The 16,535-nt window shown below is 37.6% G+C and carries 14 protein-coding genes and 4 pseudogenes; 10 read left to right on the forward strand and 8 right to left on the reverse strand.

Annotation, left to right across the window (positions count from 1 at the left end; genetic code table 11):
- The first annotated feature begins 40 nt into the window (after positions 1-40).
- Together ACFIJW_RS05285 and ACFIJW_RS05290 are read left to right on the forward strand one after the other, a co-directional pair.
- Positions 41-622: a F0F1 ATP synthase subunit B gene (locus ACFIJW_RS05285; RefSeq protein WP_375633551.1), complete on the forward strand. Its 582-nt coding sequence runs from the start codon at positions 41-43 to the stop codon at positions 620-622.
- Positions 619-1,113 carry a F0F1 ATP synthase subunit B gene (locus ACFIJW_RS05290; RefSeq protein ID WP_375633552.1) on the forward strand — a complete coding sequence of 165 codons (495 nt, stop codon included), beginning with the start codon at positions 619-621 and terminating at the stop codon, positions 1,111-1,113. Before ACFIJW_RS05285 ends, ACFIJW_RS05290 begins: the two co-directional genes overlap by 4 nt.
- 124 nt (positions 1,114-1,237) lie before the next feature.
- Here ACFIJW_RS05290 and glyS read toward each other — a convergent pair whose 3' ends face one another.
- The 4 genes from glyS to ACFIJW_RS05310 all read right to left on the reverse strand — a co-directional run bounded on the left by glyS (position 1,238) and on the right by ACFIJW_RS05310 (position 7,359).
- The gene (gene glyS, locus ACFIJW_RS05295; protein WP_375633553.1) at positions 1,238-3,460 is read right to left on the reverse strand and encodes a glycine--tRNA ligase subunit beta; all 2,223 of its coding nucleotides are present in this window, start codon (positions 3,458-3,460) and stop codon (positions 1,238-1,240) included.
- Positions 3,460-4,401 (reverse strand): glycine--tRNA ligase subunit alpha, encoded by a 942-nt coding sequence (locus ACFIJW_RS05300; RefSeq protein WP_375633554.1) that lies wholly within the window; start codon positions 4,399-4,401, stop codon positions 3,460-3,462. The genes glyS and ACFIJW_RS05300 overlap by 1 nt, the downstream gene beginning before the upstream one ends.
- A 91-nt stretch (positions 4,402-4,492) precedes the next feature.
- The gene (locus ACFIJW_RS05305) at positions 4,493-6,187 is read right to left on the reverse strand and encodes a tetratricopeptide repeat protein (protein WP_375633555.1); all 1,695 of its coding nucleotides are present in this window, start codon (positions 6,185-6,187) and stop codon (positions 4,493-4,495) included.
- A 95-nt stretch (positions 6,188-6,282) separates the two neighbouring features.
- A complete protein-coding gene (locus tag ACFIJW_RS05310; protein ID WP_273787893.1) occupies positions 6,283-7,359 on the reverse strand; it encodes a polyprenyl synthetase family protein in 1,077 nt (358 codons plus the stop codon).
- A 180-nt stretch (positions 7,360-7,539) separates the two neighbouring features.
- On the opposite strand from ACFIJW_RS05310, the gene ACFIJW_RS05315 reads away from it, so the two are divergent.
- From ACFIJW_RS05315 to ACFIJW_RS05340, 6 genes and pseudogenes are all read left to right on the forward strand, one after another.
- Entirely contained in the window at positions 7,540-8,328 is a 789-nt protein-coding gene (locus tag ACFIJW_RS05315; protein ID WP_375633556.1) for a tRNA1(Val) (adenine(37)-N6)-methyltransferase, read from the forward strand.
- 192 nt (positions 8,329-8,520) lie between these two features.
- Positions 8,521-9,369, forward strand: coding sequence for a S49 family peptidase (locus ACFIJW_RS05320; RefSeq protein ID WP_012754808.1), 849 nt, complete (start codon positions 8,521-8,523; stop codon positions 9,367-9,369).
- A gap of 238 nt (positions 9,370-9,607) precedes the next feature.
- Positions 9,608-10,516, forward strand: coding sequence for a 4-(cytidine 5'-diphospho)-2-C-methyl-D-erythritol kinase (locus ACFIJW_RS05325; protein WP_375633557.1), 909 nt, complete (start codon positions 9,608-9,610; stop codon positions 10,514-10,516).
- Positions 10,517-10,682: 166 nt separating this feature from the next.
- Positions 10,683-11,351 carry a ribonuclease HII gene (locus tag ACFIJW_RS05330; protein WP_375633558.1) on the forward strand — a complete coding sequence of 223 codons (669 nt, stop codon included), beginning with the start codon at positions 10,683-10,685 and terminating at the stop codon, positions 11,349-11,351.
- Positions 11,352-11,557: 206 nt separating this feature from the next.
- Positions 11,558-11,838, forward strand: a pseudogene (locus ACFIJW_RS05335) (type II toxin-antitoxin system RelE/ParE family toxin).
- Between the two features lie 18 nt (positions 11,839-11,856).
- Entirely contained in the window at positions 11,857-12,156 is a 300-nt protein-coding gene (locus ACFIJW_RS05340; RefSeq protein WP_375618459.1) for a HigA family addiction module antitoxin, read from the forward strand.
- Between the two features lie 57 nt (positions 12,157-12,213).
- On the opposite strand, the pseudogene ACFIJW_RS05345 reads toward ACFIJW_RS05340, so the two are convergent.
- The 3 genes and pseudogenes from ACFIJW_RS05345 to ACFIJW_RS05355 all read right to left on the reverse strand — a co-directional run bounded on the left by ACFIJW_RS05345 (position 12,214) and on the right by ACFIJW_RS05355 (position 14,066).
- Positions 12,214-13,216 (reverse strand): annotated as a pseudogene (locus ACFIJW_RS05345) (tyrosine-type recombinase/integrase).
- A complete protein-coding gene (locus ACFIJW_RS05350; RefSeq protein WP_375633559.1) occupies positions 13,147-13,518 on the reverse strand; it encodes a hypothetical protein in 372 nt (123 codons plus the stop codon). Before ACFIJW_RS05350 ends, ACFIJW_RS05345 begins: the two are co-directional and overlap by 70 nt.
- A gap of 101 nt (positions 13,519-13,619) precedes the next feature.
- A pseudogene (locus ACFIJW_RS05355) lies at positions 13,620-14,066 on the reverse strand (DUF488 family protein).
- Between the two features lie 73 nt (positions 14,067-14,139).
- Here ACFIJW_RS05355 and ACFIJW_RS05360 point away from each other — a divergent pair.
- Positions 14,140-15,528 carry a filamentous hemagglutinin gene (locus ACFIJW_RS05360; RefSeq protein WP_375633560.1) on the forward strand — a complete coding sequence of 463 codons (1,389 nt, stop codon included), beginning with the start codon at positions 14,140-14,142 and terminating at the stop codon, positions 15,526-15,528.
- Positions 15,525-15,930 (forward strand): annotated as a pseudogene (locus ACFIJW_RS05365) (hypothetical protein). The gene ACFIJW_RS05360 and the pseudogene ACFIJW_RS05365 overlap by 4 nt, the downstream one beginning before the upstream one ends.
- A 102-nt stretch (positions 15,931-16,032) precedes the next feature.
- On the opposite strand, the gene ACFIJW_RS05370 reads toward ACFIJW_RS05365, so the two are convergent.
- Positions 16,033-16,233 (reverse strand): AlpA family transcriptional regulator, encoded by a 201-nt coding sequence (locus ACFIJW_RS05370; RefSeq protein ID WP_015856172.1) that lies wholly within the window; start codon positions 16,231-16,233, stop codon positions 16,033-16,035.
- Positions 16,234-16,535 lie beyond the last annotated feature (302 nt).

The raw sequence follows: 16,535 nt of genomic DNA on the forward strand, positions 1-16,535 counted from the left end.
TATAGAGGGCTTTAATAAGCTATTTAAAGGATGAAAGAAGATGTTTGTTTCAAGCGCTTATGCACAGAACACTGAAACGTCGATAGAACATATTAAAAAGGTGGCAGAGCATGCAAATCGTGTGTTTCCGCCTTTTGATTTTGTGCATTTTGGTTCGCATTTTTTCTGGTTGGCAATTTCTTTCGTACTTTTTTATCTTTTTATCTCCCGTGTAATTGTACCACGTATTGGCGGTGTTATTGAAACACGGCGAGATCGAATAGCATCTGATTTAGATCAGGCAATGCGCATGAAGCAAGAAGCAGACATTGTTGTTGAAACTTATGAGCGGAAATTAGCGGAAGCGCGTTTGAATGCGCAGGCTATAGCGCAGGTAGCTAGTGAAGAATTAAAAGAAAAGGCAGAGCTTGAACGGAAAGAAATTGAAGAGAGTCTAGAGAAAAAACTCGCAGATGCTGAAAAACAGATAACAAAAATTCGGGATAAAGCGATGCAAAATGTTGGTTCTATCGCTGAAGAAGTAGCTCTTGAAATTGTGAAAAAATTGATTGACGTTGATATCAGCAAAGAGGCTGTTCGTTCAGTTGTTAAAACTGCGGATTATGGAGGAAGACAAAGATGACTGATACTTTTTGGGCATTTGTTGGGTTAGTTCTTTTTTTGGCTCTTTTAGTCTATTTCCAAATTCCACAGAGGGTTATACACCATCTTGATGCACGCGCGAAACGTATCAAAGATGAACTGGATGAGGCGCTGCGTTTTCGTGAAGAGGCACAGGAAATATTGGCTGAATATCAACGCAAACATGCAGAAGCAGAAAAAGATGCGCAAGAAATTATTGCAGCAGCAAAGCATGAAGTTGAATCTGTTATTGCTGAGGCCCGTGCAAAAGCAGAAGAATATGTAAAAAACCGCAATAAATTGGCAGAACAAAAAATTGCCCAAGCAGAAGCCGATGCAATACGCATGGTTTCTTCATCGGCGATTGATTTGGCAATTTCTACAGCACGTACCCTTATTGCAAGGGAAATAGATTCTAACAAGGCTGATGAACTTATCAAAGAGTCTCTTGAGAAAGAATCATTTATCAAAATGAAAACATATCTTAATTAATGATATTTGAGAGATAAAGAACACTCTCTTTGGTTGCATAATTTTCTCAATATTAATTAATAAAAGTCATAAAAAAGAAAAAATTATCTTCATTGTTTTTATCAGTTAATAGGGTATTTTGATTTTAAATGACAAGTTTTGAGAAGTCTGCAACCGATTGTGTCACAATGTAAGTGCGTTTGAGAAGAGCAAGACGGTTAGCACGAATATCAGGTTTTTTATCATTCACCAATACTTTTTCAAAAAATATATCAATCAATTTTCCAAGTGGCGCTAGCACACTGAGGGCAAATGATAAATTTGTTGCATTGATGGGGGCAAGAACCTTTCTTTCTACTTCACAGATTGCATGATAGAGCTGCTTTTCTTCTTTCTCGACAAAGAGCTCAGGATTAATTTCATTCGCTATTGTTGTGCTTTTTTGAAATTCATTTTCAAGAATATTGGCAGTACGTTTTACAGAGGCTACAAAGTTCATTCCATCATGGGTATTGATAAAAGCGATAAGCGATTCGACACGACGTGCAACCAATAAAAAATCATCAGAATCTTTATTTAAAACGGCTTCAAGGGCATCGTAACGAGCACCTTCCTCTTTTAGATAGATTTTCAAACGGTCATGAAAAAAGAATAACAGGTCTGATAAAATATATTCATTTTTTTCTGGAAGCAGATTCATCAATTGTGAATTTTCTCTTTGAGAGATTTCATATTTATTTTTTTGTTGTAAGAAAAGATTCATTGCTAACTGAAACAGTGGCATAAGATTGATTTTCCAATCTCGCGAAAGTACAAGCCTAATAATTCCCAATGCTGCTCGTCTTAACGCATAGGGATCTTTTGAGCCCGTTGGTTTTTCATTAATGAGCCAAAAGCCAACGAGCATGTCAATTTTGTCGGAGAGCATAACGGTTATAGCAAGTGGTTCTTGTGGAAGACGATCTGTTGGTCCTTGAGGTTTATAATGGTCTTCGATTGCTACAGCTATGCGAGGATCTTCCCCTTGAAGAAGGGCGTATTTTTGCCCCATAACACCTTGTAGTTCAGGAAATTCTCCGACAATTTCTGTTTGCAAATCAGCTTTTGCAAGGATGGCTGCACGTTTTGCTAAAAGAGGATCTGTTTGTATCAAAGGGGCAATTTCTTGTGCGAGTGTAGCAATGCGTTCTACCCTTGCTCCTTGTGTACCTAATTTAGCATGAAAAGTTACATTCAAATGATCAAGTCGTGCCATTCTTTGATCGAGAGGCTTTTTTATATCAAGTTGAAATTTTTTTATAGAAGATTCCAATTGTTGAAGATCAGGCAAATCACGCTGATCGGTTTGCCAAAAATGAAGTGCATCAGAAAGACGGGCACGGACAACCTTACTATTTCCTTTCGAAATTTCTTTGCCTTCATCATTTGCAAGAATATTAGAAACGAGAATAAAATGATGAGAAAGTTTTACTTTTTCTCCTTGTTTGCGGGTGACAAAACATTTTTGATTGGCTCGAATGGTCAAGCGAATAATTTCTGGAGGAATATCAAGAAATGATTGGTCAAAATCACCCATCAAGATAACAGGCCATTCAACAAGACCAGCAACTTCTTCTAGGAGGGGATTGTCTTGAACCAGTTCTAAACCGTTTGCAAAGCAGAGATTTTGGGCATCAGCTAAAATAATATTCTTTCGTCTTTCGGCATCCAGAATGACTTTATGGGTTTCAAGTTGAGTAACATAGTCATCAAAGCGGCGCACTTGAAATGGCTTTCCATCACTTAAGAAACGATGACCATAAGTTAAATTATTGCTTTTAAGAGAACCAATTGTAAACGGAATAACATGTGTTTCACCAATTTCTGGTCCGAAGATGCAAAGAATGTTTTGTAAAGGTCTAATCCATTTCAGAGTACCACTTTGTGCTGAATCTTTTCCCCAACGCATAGATTTCGGCCACGGAAAGTTGCGGATAATATCCGGTAAAATATCGGCAATAATTTCTTCTGCAGCTCGACCTTTTTTAACAATTTTAGCAATATAAAAATGACCTTTTTTATCATCATGTCCAATATGCGCTTCAGAAATATCGTTTAATCCTGTTGCACGTAGAAAACCATCAATTACATGCTGTGGTGATTTTATACTGGGACCTTTGCGTTCTTCATGGATATCTTTGGAGCGTATGGAAAGTCCGCGTATGTCCAATGTGAGCCGACGAGGTGTCCAATATTCACGAGCAGCTTCATAGATCAATCCAGCATTCACAAGTTGATCTGTAACAGATTTTTTAAGAGCAGCAGCAGCTTTTCGTTGCATACGTGCAGGGATTTCTTCACTGAAAAGTTCAAGAAGAAGATCAGACATTAGGCTTCTCCAGTATATATTTGTCCAGCTTCTGTGAGTAAGAAGGCTTCCCCACAACGGCGGGCGAGATTACGAACGCGAAGAATGTAATTTTGTCGTTCGGTTACAGAAATAACGCCACGTGCTTGCAAAAGATTAAAGATATGGCTCGCTTTAATACATTGATCATAGGCAGGAAAAACACAGCGATGGAATACATTTTCTTTATTTGGTTTTCCAGCATCAAGAAGTGCGCTGCATTCGCGTTCTGCATCGATAAAGTGCTGATGGAGCAGTTTTGTATCAGCAAATTCGAAGTTATAATATGAGTATTCCTGTTCTGCTTGTAAAAAAATATCTCTATAACTTATTTTGTTTTCTCCCTCCAAACCATTAAAGTTAAGGTCATAGACGTTATCAACCCCTTGGATATACATCGCTAGACGCTCAAGACCGTATGTGAGTTCCCCTGAAACAGGAGCGCATTCAATGCCGCACACTTGTTGAAAATAAGTAAATTGAGAGACTTCCATTCCATCGCACCAACATTCCCATCCAAGCCCCCAAGCACCAAGAGTGGGACTTTCCCAATTATCTTCAACAAAGCGAATATCATGCAGTTTTGTATCAAGCCCGATAGCTTGTAGCGACTTTATATAAAGTTTTTGTAGATTGAGCGGAGAGGGTTTGAGAAGCACTTGGAATTGATAATAGTGTTGTAAACGATTTGGATTCTTACCATATCGGCCATCTGTTGGACGTCGAGAGGGTTGGACATAAGCAACTTTCCAAGGGCGTGGTCCTAGAGAGCGTAATGTTGTTGCTGGATGAAAAGTCCCAGCTCCGACTTCCATATCGTAAGGTTGCAAAATTGCACATCCATAGTGTGCCCAATAATTTTGCAAAGTTAAGATTAGTCCCTGAAAAGAACGTTTTGGGTTAAGATGTTCAGGCAGTTTCACGCTTTATACTCTTTATATTGGACTAAACAAAAAACCAAAGTAATTTTAGTTTCTCTATTTATTATTCATGTGGTTTATGGTTAAGCATCGTTTATTGCAAACCAAATTTCAACTTTTCTTGAATTTGTTCAGAATTTTCTGGTTTTCCGTCAATTGCGTGGTTCCATTGAAAGATTGCTTCACGTTTACGCCCAACTTTCCAATAGGCATCCCCTAAATGATCATTTAGTGTTGGGTCCTCAGGTTGTAATCTGACAGCATTTTCTAATATTTGCACTGCTTTATTATATTCTTTTAGTTTATAATAAGCCCACCCTAAAGAATCGAGAATATGACTGTTGTGAGCTTGTAAAGCAGAGGCTTTTTGTAGCATACGGAGCGATTCTTCAAGCTTCTCACCACGTTCCACAAGGGAATAGGCTAAATAATTAAGAACCTGCGGTTGATTTGGGAAAAATTCAAGTGATTTTCGCAAGTCAAGTTCTGCTTTTGGCCATTGCTTTAAACGTTCAAAAGCAATACCACGCTGATAAAAGAGTTTCCAATCGTCCTGCTGAAAGTTTTTTATCTTTGTAATAGCGTAGTCTAGAGTTTTAATGGCCTCAAGAAATTTATTGTCCTGCATATAAAAAGCAACGAGCGTTATCAAAATATTACGATCATTGGGAAATTTTTTATTTAACAATGTGAGTAATTTTATTGCTTCTTTGTAATTGTTGTTATTGGCAAGAAGGAATGCAAGATGAAGTTGTCCATCTTTATAATAAGGAGATTTAGGGGATAAAGCGCGATAAAGTTTAATTGCTTGATGTGGATCGTTCAATTTAGCAGAAATGTGTGCGAGCTGAAACAGTATTGCGTCATTTTGAGGGTATAAGGCGAAAGATAATTGCTTAAAAATACGTGCAATTCGCCCTGAGTTTTTGTGGTTGAGGGCTGTTCCAAAATTATATAATACCTCGGCGGCTCCTTGTTGAGGTGTTTTAATAACTCTCTCTAAGAAAGATTTTTTTTCAATTTTTTCTCGAAAGTTTTTAAGGACTTCTCGACCTGACAACATTTGTTCACCATGTTGGATTGTTTGAAGAGCTTGGTTACGCATATTATGGCGCAATTGGAATGAGGCATAGGCTATGATAATACGCTCATAAGTATTAGGAGCGATAAGAGTCCCCTGTTTGTTACTAAGTGCTTTAATGAAATATTTTTTTGCATCCTTTGGCTGTTCTGCAAGGTCGCTCATAAGTGCTAGATGATAAGATATAAAAAGGTCATACCAGACAGGACCTTTGAGTTTCTTAAGATCAGTGATTGCTTGAGATTTTTGTCCAGATCCAAATTTAATCCAAGCACCGATGAGTTCAGGTATTGGATTATTGGATTTCGGAGGTTCTTTTGATTGTAGAAGAAAATTGGCATTCTTATAGTCTTTTTTGATGAGACTTTCTACTGACAAAGTTAAGGAAACAAAGGGAGTTATAACATCTTGCTCTTTGAGTTTTTGGGCTTGTTGGACAGCTTCTTTAAAGTTTCCGACCGAGAGCATAGCTTCAAGGAGCTCTTTTTGTGTTTCAATGTTATCAGGTTGATAAATGAGTGCTTGTTTAAAGTAATTGATAGCAAGTTCTGTTTTATTTTCATGATTTGCAACCCTTCCAGCTAAATAAGCACCTGTAAATGAGCTTGTATGAATTGCGGTGCTTATTTTACTGTAGGTGGGGAATGGCATCAGCATGATACCCACGATAAAGAGGGTAAAAATTCGGGATACCGTTGCAGAGCACATGGAGCTAATCCTTTTCAAGATAATCAATCGATGGTGTTGTTTATAGATCATATCTCATTACTTTATTGAGAAATACTGCGATTCTTGCAAAGAATTCAGTTTACGCGCGCAATACAAAATTCAACAGTCTCAACGAGAGCATTGTAAGCAAGATTTTCGTTCATGGGAACAAGAGCATCAATTGCATGTTTTCCGTAGATGCGTGCTTGTTCTATTGTATCTGTGATACTATCATACTTTTCTATTAAGTGTTGCGCGTATGCGAAGGCTTCATTATTGTTATTGCCATCTTCAAGTGCTTGTTTCCAGAAATTTTTTTCTACTATATTTCCACGTTCATATGCGATAATAACAGGCATTGTTATTTTTCCTTCTCTAAAATCATCCCCTATATTTTTTCCTAAGCTTTGAGCACTACCGCTATAGTCAAGTGCATCATCAATCAATTGGAAAGCTAAACCTAAAGATGTTCCATATTCACGTAATGAAGAACGCTCTTTATGTCCATAGCCAGCAACAATCGGTCCTACTTCAGCGGCTGCTGAAAAAAGTGCGGCTGTTTTGGCATTGATGATTTTGAGATAGTCTGAAGGGCTGGTTTTGATATTTTTTGCAGCAGAAAGTTGCATGACTTCTCCTTCAGCAATAATTGCAGCAGCGTTCGCTAGGACAGAGAGCGCTTCTATGGAACCGACATCGACCATCATTTTAAAAGCCTGACCCAACAGGAAATCACCAACAAGTACGCTTGCTTGATTCCCCCAAATCATCCGTGCCGTGGATTTTCCACGTCGCAAATTACTTTCATCAATCACATCATCGTGTAGTAATGTTGCTGTATGCATAAATTCAACAGCTGTTGCGAGTTTTATATGTCCGTCACTTTGATAACCGAACATATGAGCAGAAGCGAGCGTAATCATTGGGCGTAATCGCTTTCCACCTGATGAAATAAGATGGTTAGAAATTTCAGGGATCATCTCAACCTCTGATTTTGCCATAGAGAGAATAAATTGATTTACGCGCTCCATATCTTTTTGAGTAAGATTGACAAGAGATTGAAGAGAAATTTGATTATTTCTTATTTGTTCTGGTTTGATAGCTGCGCTCAATGTGTTTACTCCTAGAGTATTGCAATGGACATATATAAAATTTACTTTATTTACTAGCATAAAGGGGGTTTGGTTTTGACTCAAGCTTTTGATGGCGCTTTGAAGTGTAAGCTTGGAATGTTATTGGCAAGAAATGTTCTTTAGCGAGTGTAATCTTGTTGTTATGAAATAATAAAAAAATTTAAAATAGCAGCTGAATGGCAAAAATGCAGTTTATAAAGGTGAACATTAGGCTTTTAAATGGATAAAACAACGAATCAGAGTGGTGAAACAATTGACAGTTTTCACCGCGGAAAATTTTATTTGGTTCAACCCCATAAATATGGTCATCGTTCTGGAATGGATGCGATGTTATTGGCTAGTTTGGTTCCAAGTAATTTAAAGGGCAAGGTTGTTGATTTAGGCGCAGGTGCTGGAGCTGCAGGGTTGGCTGTTGCTTCGCGTTGTCTGAAAGTTCATGTTACCTTAGTTGAACGTTCAGCTTTTATGGTATCTTACGCTCAAAAAACGCTTATGCTAAAACAAAATAAACAATTTGCTAGCCGAATTTGTTTGCTAGAAGCAGATGTTACCTTCAAAGGGAATGCCCGTATAAAAGCAGGTTTGATAGATAATAGCTTTGATTTTGCGATTATGAATCCACCTTTTAATAATCCCACCGATCGTAAGACACCTGATAAACAAAAATCTGAAGCACATGTTATGTCTGAAGCAATGTTTGATAACTGGTTGCGGAGTGCAGCAGCTATTGTTAAGCCAGGTGGATACTTAGGGCTCATTGCACGTCCACAATCGCTGACAGATATCTTGCGTGCTTTAGAAGGGCGTTTTGGTGGTATTTGTATAATTCCTGTGCATGCCCGTGCGAAAACAGCAGCAATTCGTCTTTTATTTTACGCAAAACGAGGAAGCAGAGCAGCTTTATCTATTTTACCGGCATTGGTTATACATGAAGGTAATGACCATACTTTTTCACCTCGAGTTGATGCAATTAATAATGGATATATAAGCTTGTGGGAACTTTTCTAATAGTATCTTGTGTTTTTTAGTTTATTATTTAAAGTCTACACTTTGTCATTAGGGAGGTTTAGCTTTTGGGTGAAGTTATATTTCTGGTTGTAATGTGGGGATTGATTGGCGCTTTTGGATATTATAGCGTTGTTCCTTTTTGTTGTCCTTGCCTATTTAATTGTTCTTAATTTATAAGGAGATTTTGTTTTGATGGATTTTATTAAAAGTTTTATTCCACGCCGTTTTTCTTCCGATAAACTTGAAATTCCTGTGGTGCGCCTTCAAGGAGCAATTATGGATTCATCAGCATCTATATCTCGTACCCTTTCCCTCAGTAGGTGTGCAAATCTTTTAGAGAAGGCTTTCGCACACAAAAAGTCACCGGCTGTTGCACTTATTATTAATTCTCCTGGTGGTTCACCTGTACAATCGCGTTTTATCTTCAAGCGCATTCGTGACTTGGCAGAAGAAAAAAATAAAAAGGTTCTTGTGTTTATTGAAGATATTGCAGCATCTGGTGGTTATATGATTGCTTGTGCAGGGGATGAAATTTTTGCAGATCCTTCTTCAATTGTTGGTTCCATTGGAGTGGTTTCAGCTTCCTTTGGTTTTCCGGAACTTTTGAAGAAAATTGGTATCGAACGGCGTGTATACACAGCAGGAAAGAACAAAGTTACATTAGATCCATTTCAGCCAGAAAAAAAGGCGGATATTGAGCATTTGAAATCTCTCCAACTTGAAGTGCATCAAACTTTTATCGATTTGGTTAAAGAACGGCGTGCTGAAAAATTATCAGATGATTCGAATCTCTTTACAGGAATGTTTTGGAGTGGAAAACAAAGCGTTGAGCTTGGTCTGGTTGATGGATTGAATGATGTACGTTCTGTTATTAAGGAGCGCTTTGGTAATGATGCAAAACTTCGACTTATTATGCCTCCAAAAAGTTTTTTAGGACCTAAAACGCCTTCAGGAGTGACGGCACATACGGTTTATACAGTCGTTGATAGTGCATTGATGGCAGCAGAAGAGCGAGCGCTTTGGCAGCGTTATGGTTTGTGATGGAAAGGATCATTCAAGCCAGAGAGATTTTTATCTAAAAACAGATGCTAGAAGAAAAAAGGCTTGAAATGATATGAATGAGAACATGTCGTTTATTTTGTATGAGAACTCTTTATATTTATTGTTTTTTTAGAAAACGATTAAGAATATTCCAAGCTGTTTATAGGGCTCGTGCTAAAAGTATGGGTAAAAGGGGGGAATTTTTAAAAGAACCCTATGTAAGTGAATATTACGTCATATGATATCAAATGTACAAACTTCGTTCCAAAGACATTCCTATTTATTTACACCTATTAAATTGAATTTAGCTCTACATGTTGTGGGGCAACGTGCTGATGGGTATCATTTAATAGAAAGTTTGGTTTATTTTAGTCTTAGCGGTGATTGTCTACACTATGCACCTTGTGAAAATAATCAGTTTGTTTTGACGGGGCCGTTTGCAAAAGGGCTTGTTTCTCATTTAGACAATTTGGTTATTCGCGCACGGGACTTTATGCATAAGACTTTTCCGGAATGTGCTCAACCTGCTTTTTTTCGGCTTGTAAAAACATTACCTGTTGCTTCAGGCATTGGTGGTGGCTCAGGTGATGCAGCTGGGGTTATCAGCATGTTGCGTCGGCAGTGGAATCTTGATTGCTTTTACGAAGAATTAGCAAAAATGAGCTTAGTTCTTGGTGCTGATGTTCCCATGTGCCTTTGTGCATTAAAGTATCAGCAGCCGCTTTTGGTTAAAGGGATTGGTCAAGAGATGATACGACTAAAAGAAGCTTGTTCATTAGCAATGGTATTGGTTAATCATGGACAAGAGATTTCAACACAAGCTGTTTTTAAAGCGTTAGAGAAGCGTCATAATCCTTCTTTAAAAATTAATACAGACGCTTTAAAGAGTGTTGATTCATTAGTTGAAGTTTTACAAGAAACGCGTAATGATCTTTTTTCTCCTGCATTAAAAATAGCACCTCAGTTAGCTGAAGTGTTATCTATATTAGATGAATGTGGGGCTCTTTTTTCCCGTATGTCTGGAACGGGAGCAACTTGCTTTGGCATTTTTAAAAATAAACAAACGGCGCAACAAGCAGCTCTTTTTATCAAATCAATGCACCCAAATTGGTTTATAAAACCTATCATGACTTTAGGAACTATTTGATAAATAAATATAAAAGCTTTTATTTCATCATGATTTTATTATACATAATAAAAGAGGGTAACCAAAGAAATGTGTTTTTTTATTTTTTGTGCAAGAATTCGCGGAATGTTTGAAGAGCCATTTAAAACTGTAATGCTTGCAAAAAATGATCAGTCTACAGAAATAGATGTATGTTTGTTGTATTTGTGATTTATCAAAGATGTTTAATTTTCCGCTACAACCAAATTTTTCGTGCGAATTGTATTTGCAAAAACAGGGTTTTTTTCATATAGCAGGTGTTGATGAAGTAGGACGGGGGCCTCTCGCTGGACCTGTGGTAACAGCAGCAGTTATCTTGGATAAAGATCGTATTCCTAATGGGTTAAATGATTCAAAAAAACTTTCTTTTCTCCAACGAAATAGACTTTATCATGAAATTTTGCAAAGTGCATTAGCGGTTTCAGTTGCCAGTCTTTGTGCTCGTACAATTGATCAATCCAATATTAGAAAAGCAACTTTAGAAGCAATGCGTCGCTGTATTATAGGATTAGCCATTCCAGTCCACTATGTCCTTGTTGATGGGCGTGATATTCCTTCTGAGTTGTCCTGTCCTGCAATGGCGTTGATTAAGGGTGATCAGCGTTCGGTTTCCATTGCAGCCGCATCTATTATTGCAAAAGTAACGCGTGACCGGATGATGGAATGTGCAGGACAAGTTTATAAAGGGTATGGTTTAGAGAAGCATGTAGGTTATGCAACGCTAGCGCATCGTACAGCTCTTGATAAATATGGACCAGTTATAGGATTACATCGTTATAGTTTTGCACCACTAAAAGAGTGTAAAAAAGGCAATTAAAATCAATAATTTATTACAAGAGTAAGGGATTTTATAATCATTGATTCTGTTATGTTTTTTTGGGTGTCTATCCCTAACCTTTTTGAAGCTTTTTTATCACTTATTCCCATCCATTTTTTCCAGATATATAATCAGATATTTCTAACATGGGCTTGACTCTTATTGTTATTAACCGTATAGCAATGATATACGACAAGGGGCAGTATATGGCAATTGTGAGTTTTAAACATAAGGGCTTAAAATTATTTTATACAACAGGTTCCACAAAAGCTATTTGACCAGATCACGTAAAAAATTACGCGTTATCTTAACGGCTTTAACAAGTGCTACTACGCCTGAAATGTTGAGAGCGCCTGCCTTTAAAATACACCCTCTTAAAGGTGAACTTACAGGGTACTATTCTATATGGATGAATGGAAATTGGCGTGTTACTTTTCGCTTTATAGGAACAGATGTGGAGCTTGTTGATTATCAAGATTACCATTGATGAGAGGAATGAAAAAAAATGATGCATAACCCCGCACATCCGGGTGAAGTTCTGAAAGTAGCTTTCTTAGAAGAAATGGGGATAACAATACAAAAATTAGCTGATCATCTCCATATGACAAGAGCTTCTTTATCAAGAGTGATTAACGGACATGCTTCTATAAGTACCGAGCTTGCTATTAAATTAGAATTAGCTGGTTTTAGTAAAGCAAAATTTTGGTTGGATATGCAAACAAACTATAATTTATGGCAAACAAAGCAACAGGCACAACCACCTATTTCTCTTCTTGTTTCTGATACACCTCAAACGCCGCTTTGATTTCGTTAATAATTTTGATGGTGCTTTGGTTTGTTTTTTTAGCTGCTGCCCATTGCTCTAACTTTTTTGTAGCTTTTTGATTGCTTCTATTGCAAGTCGTTTTCTATCGGCTGTTCTGGTACAAAGGGATGCCATTTTATCTTCTGTCCAGCCAAAAAGCGCTTTCATTTGTGAAACCGTAGCACCAGCATTGGCAGCACGTTTTGCTGCTAATTTTCGCAATCGGTGCGCTGATTTTTTAATACCCGCCGCATTACATGCTTCATGAAAGAGGTTGCCAAAACTTTCTTTGACAAGCTTATTTCCACCTTTACCACAAATGAATGTTTCATCACCTATGGGACCAATTTTAAGGGTTTCCTCTAGTTCTGATAAAATAGGAAGAAAAACATCTGTTTTAAATTGGCTCTTTTCTGTTTTTAAATGAATAATATTATCTGTTGTGATATCTTTCCAGCCGATACGAACGGCATCACCACGACGCAAGCCTGTATAAAGAAGAACATCAATCCAGACGCGTTCATGTGTACCATGTGACCAACGGTGATAATATTTGTCTATGTCCTCTTCTAGCCATGGCAGTAATCCCCCACTGTTTAAAGATTTTGGTGCTTTTAATTAAAAGCAGGATTTCTATTCAAAAGATCATTATCAACCGCCCAATTAAAGAGACTGTTTAAAGAGGTCAAAAAATGTTTTACCGCCGCGGGGGTCTCTCGCCTTCTATCTACGGCTTCAAGAATGTGTTGTTTGTTTATGCTTTTATATGCACGATCACCGATATGTTTAGAAACATTATTCAGAATTCGATATTTAACTTTTTTAGTAGATTCTAATTGATTATGCCATTGCATGCTTTGTAAATACTGATGNAAACATTATTCAGAATTCGATATTTAATTTTTTTAGTAGATTCTAATTGATTATGCCATTGCATGCTTTGTAAATACTGATGCAATAACCAATCGAAAGAGCCTTTTGTAAGTCTGTTTATTTTCTTGGAGATGCCATTTTGCGCTTGTTTAATAGCCAGCGTATATTTGCTCTGATGGAAATCAATGGACTGTCATAAATTTTAGTATTTCCATAAATTTTAGCTTTTCCACTAATAAATGTGCCACCGTAAACATGTGCATCCCCAAAAACCTTGGCATAACCATAGACTTTTGCATCATCACTTATCCAGCAATTGCCATCATGACTTAGATTGTCTTCTTTTTGTGTAAAAGCGCCAAGATCACCTGCCTTTACATCTCCAAAGTCTCTCAAAGCACGGATGCGGTAAAGTGTAATGTATCCACCAACCTCAATTGTTTCATCGGTCAGTTCATATTTCTTTTCCTTGATTTGCGCAGAATTCACCCGTAGCGTGAATCATGCATCACTTAAAAGTTGTTAGGAATGGGTAGGGGGCTGGGAGGCATATGGGCAATCCCATTTAAAAAAATATGCAAATTTATTTTTTAGATGTGCTTAATTTCATATTTCCAATCAGGCAATGGAATGAGAGCTAATGCGAGTTGTCCTCTATGACACATGCATACATTGGCTTCAAAACAGGTGATTGCAACGCGCTTTTTGTTAAAAAAAATTTGATATAATTTGTTTATTGCACAAGAATTATCTTTGAGAGTTGTATTTTGATAATCTTCAAAAAGGCGATCATAATCTTTTGTGTTTTCAAATTTCTTCGTTTTTCAGAGGCAATTCCAAGTTCAGGCATATGCCATATATTCAATATCAATGTTGTTTACAACTTTCTCTAATTGTCTTTTTGAAAATCCGTATTTTCTGCTTATTGGATTTTTACGAATATCATACAAAAGTTTAATATTATTTTTGATAAGTTGATTGAAATAGTCCTCAAAGGATTTTCTTTCATAGCCAATGGTAAAAAACAAAGCTCTCATCTTTAGCAGACTGTATGATGATATGTTTGATGTTACACACGTTTAATTTCCTTAGTAAATAGGTGGGGGCTCCATGAGTGCCTCTTTCCAAAAGGATAAATCCTCTAGCGATTATCATAGTGTTGTGGAGCAATCAGGCATCAAAGCGGGTGATGGCGGCTTTAATATCATTGTTAAAGACAAAACGACCCTAACCGGAGGCATTATTGCTAGCACAGCCTCAGCGGACAAAAACAGCCTGACCACAGGAAGCATTAGCACCAGTGATATCACCAACAGTGCGCATGCTAAAGCCAGCAGCCATGGGTTTAGCATTTCTGGGAATGACACGATAAAGAACATTGCCAAGAATGTTTTAAATCACGGCAAAGCCAAGGATGGAGCAGAAGGGGAAACCAAATCTGCTATCAGCGATGGGACTATCATCCTTACTGATACAACTGGACAGAGGGCGATGGGGCAAGATGCTGGACAAATCATTGATGCACTCAACCGCAACACCGCTACAGCCCACCAGGCTGTAGGACAGCTAGATGTCGCATCGCTTGAGGGGGTAGTACATAATCGCGTAGGTATGATCAATGATTTATCGGATGAAGGATTGGGATACTGGGACAAAATACGCGAATTCGCATATCTCAAAGAGCATCCTGAGGGTGAGGTTTTGCATGATGAAAATGGCAATGTCCTCTATGCAACAGATAAAAATGGAAAACCTATCAAAGACAGTTATGGAAGACAAGTCCCTCTGTATCGTTATTTAACGCCTGAAGAAGAAAAACATTTACAAAAAGGTTCTGATGGCAAGGTTCATATGTTTTACAATGGTATTTTTACCTCACCAGATGATGCTGCGCGTTATACTGTCCAGTTTGCTGACAATGATCATGGTCCCCTTTATTTTACATACTTCCCAGAAGCTGAAGACTGGGAAGTGGAAGTAGGGATAGCGATTTTTCAGAAGTTTCTGGAAGGTAGATTTTTTTTTGGATTGACCAATTCAACCAAGAAATTCCAGGATACAATGTATCTTTATGGCAATACAGGATTGCATGATGATGCCCATAGTCGTGGTACCATAACAGCAGGAAATGGATCACATGATTTAGTAAAGCATGGTGTTCACGGTATAGCAAAGGAAACAACGGTTAATTTTTTTGGTCCAGCTTATAATACTCAAGACATGGCAGATACGTTATATATCTTAAGGGATGGAAAGAAAACCACTGTCGGCTTGGAAAACCATGCAGATGATTTTGTTGGTGTTGTGTTTGGCAAAAATCCCGCTACTTTTGACAAGAGGCCCCTTGGTAGTAACGTAGTGAAAGAGGCAAAGAAAGTACTATTTGATTATCCAAGTCCTCATGTTTGTTATGCAAATGCGGATCGAGCATGTAGACATGATTATGGTTCATCTCACCGGATACAAATTGATTCAATTAATTCATGGAGCAAAAAATGAAACACATTTTAAGATTATTAAGCGGGATAATCCTGTTAAGTATAGCTGGGTGTAATTTTTTTAAGCCTGCTCCAGGGTATATGTATTATGTGGGAGAAGCCAGGAGCAGATTTTACTGAGATAGGAAAAGCTTTATTAGAATGTGGAATGCCAACGCCTTATGATGAGGATTCAGAAAGCAGAGAGCAGAGTATTAATGCACAGGCAACAGTCCATGCTTGCATGATTCAATCAGGATTCCACTATAAAGATGAACATGAAGGGGGATGGTGTTATACTTTTAAAGAAGACAACCTTCCCATATGTCGTCCTGGTGCTGTCATGCCTCAGCGAAGTGTTGAGAGACGCTTAAATAGCCCTTATTGTAAAAAGCATTCAGAACAACTTGAATGCAAACCTTAAGTCTTGCTTCAGCAGAGAAAGCCTTGAATTTACACCAAATAAAGCACCAGGTTGATGAGTTTGAGAAAGCCTTGTCCGTCCTTACGTGACAAGGTTTTCTTTTTATGCCGCGTCGTTATAACGTTGCTGTTTTGCTTGCTCGATGACATTCAAAAGATCTGATTGTAACCAACGCGATAAAAAACCAAATTTTAAAGGTTTTGGTAAAGAGCCATTGGTTACATGACGGCGGAAAGTTGAGACACTCATATGAAGCAATTTTGCACTTTCACGGTCTGTTAAAAGAATATCATTTTCTGTCATATTAAAATCCTTTCACTATAAAAATGGTAACAAATCATAACCATTTATTAACCACATTTTGGTTCATTTTTGAAGGTATTTTATTTATAGAAAACAATATTTTATCATATAATTTCTGATGTAATACGTGATGAATCTTATTGAGAAAGAATGAGAGACAAGAGAGCTAAAGTTATCCACAGATAATGGGGTTATTCACCCCATATTTTAGGTTTGACCCCGTGACATAAGCCGCCCATTTATCCATATAGACACGGCGCTGTTCTAGATAGTCAGTACGACGATAGGAGCGCTCTACTTGT

Origin of the sequence: Bartonella sp. MM97QHHN (assembly GCF_042194285.1) — a bacterium.
In the GTDB taxonomy this organism is placed as follows: Bacteria; Pseudomonadota; Alphaproteobacteria; order Rhizobiales; family Rhizobiaceae; genus Bartonella.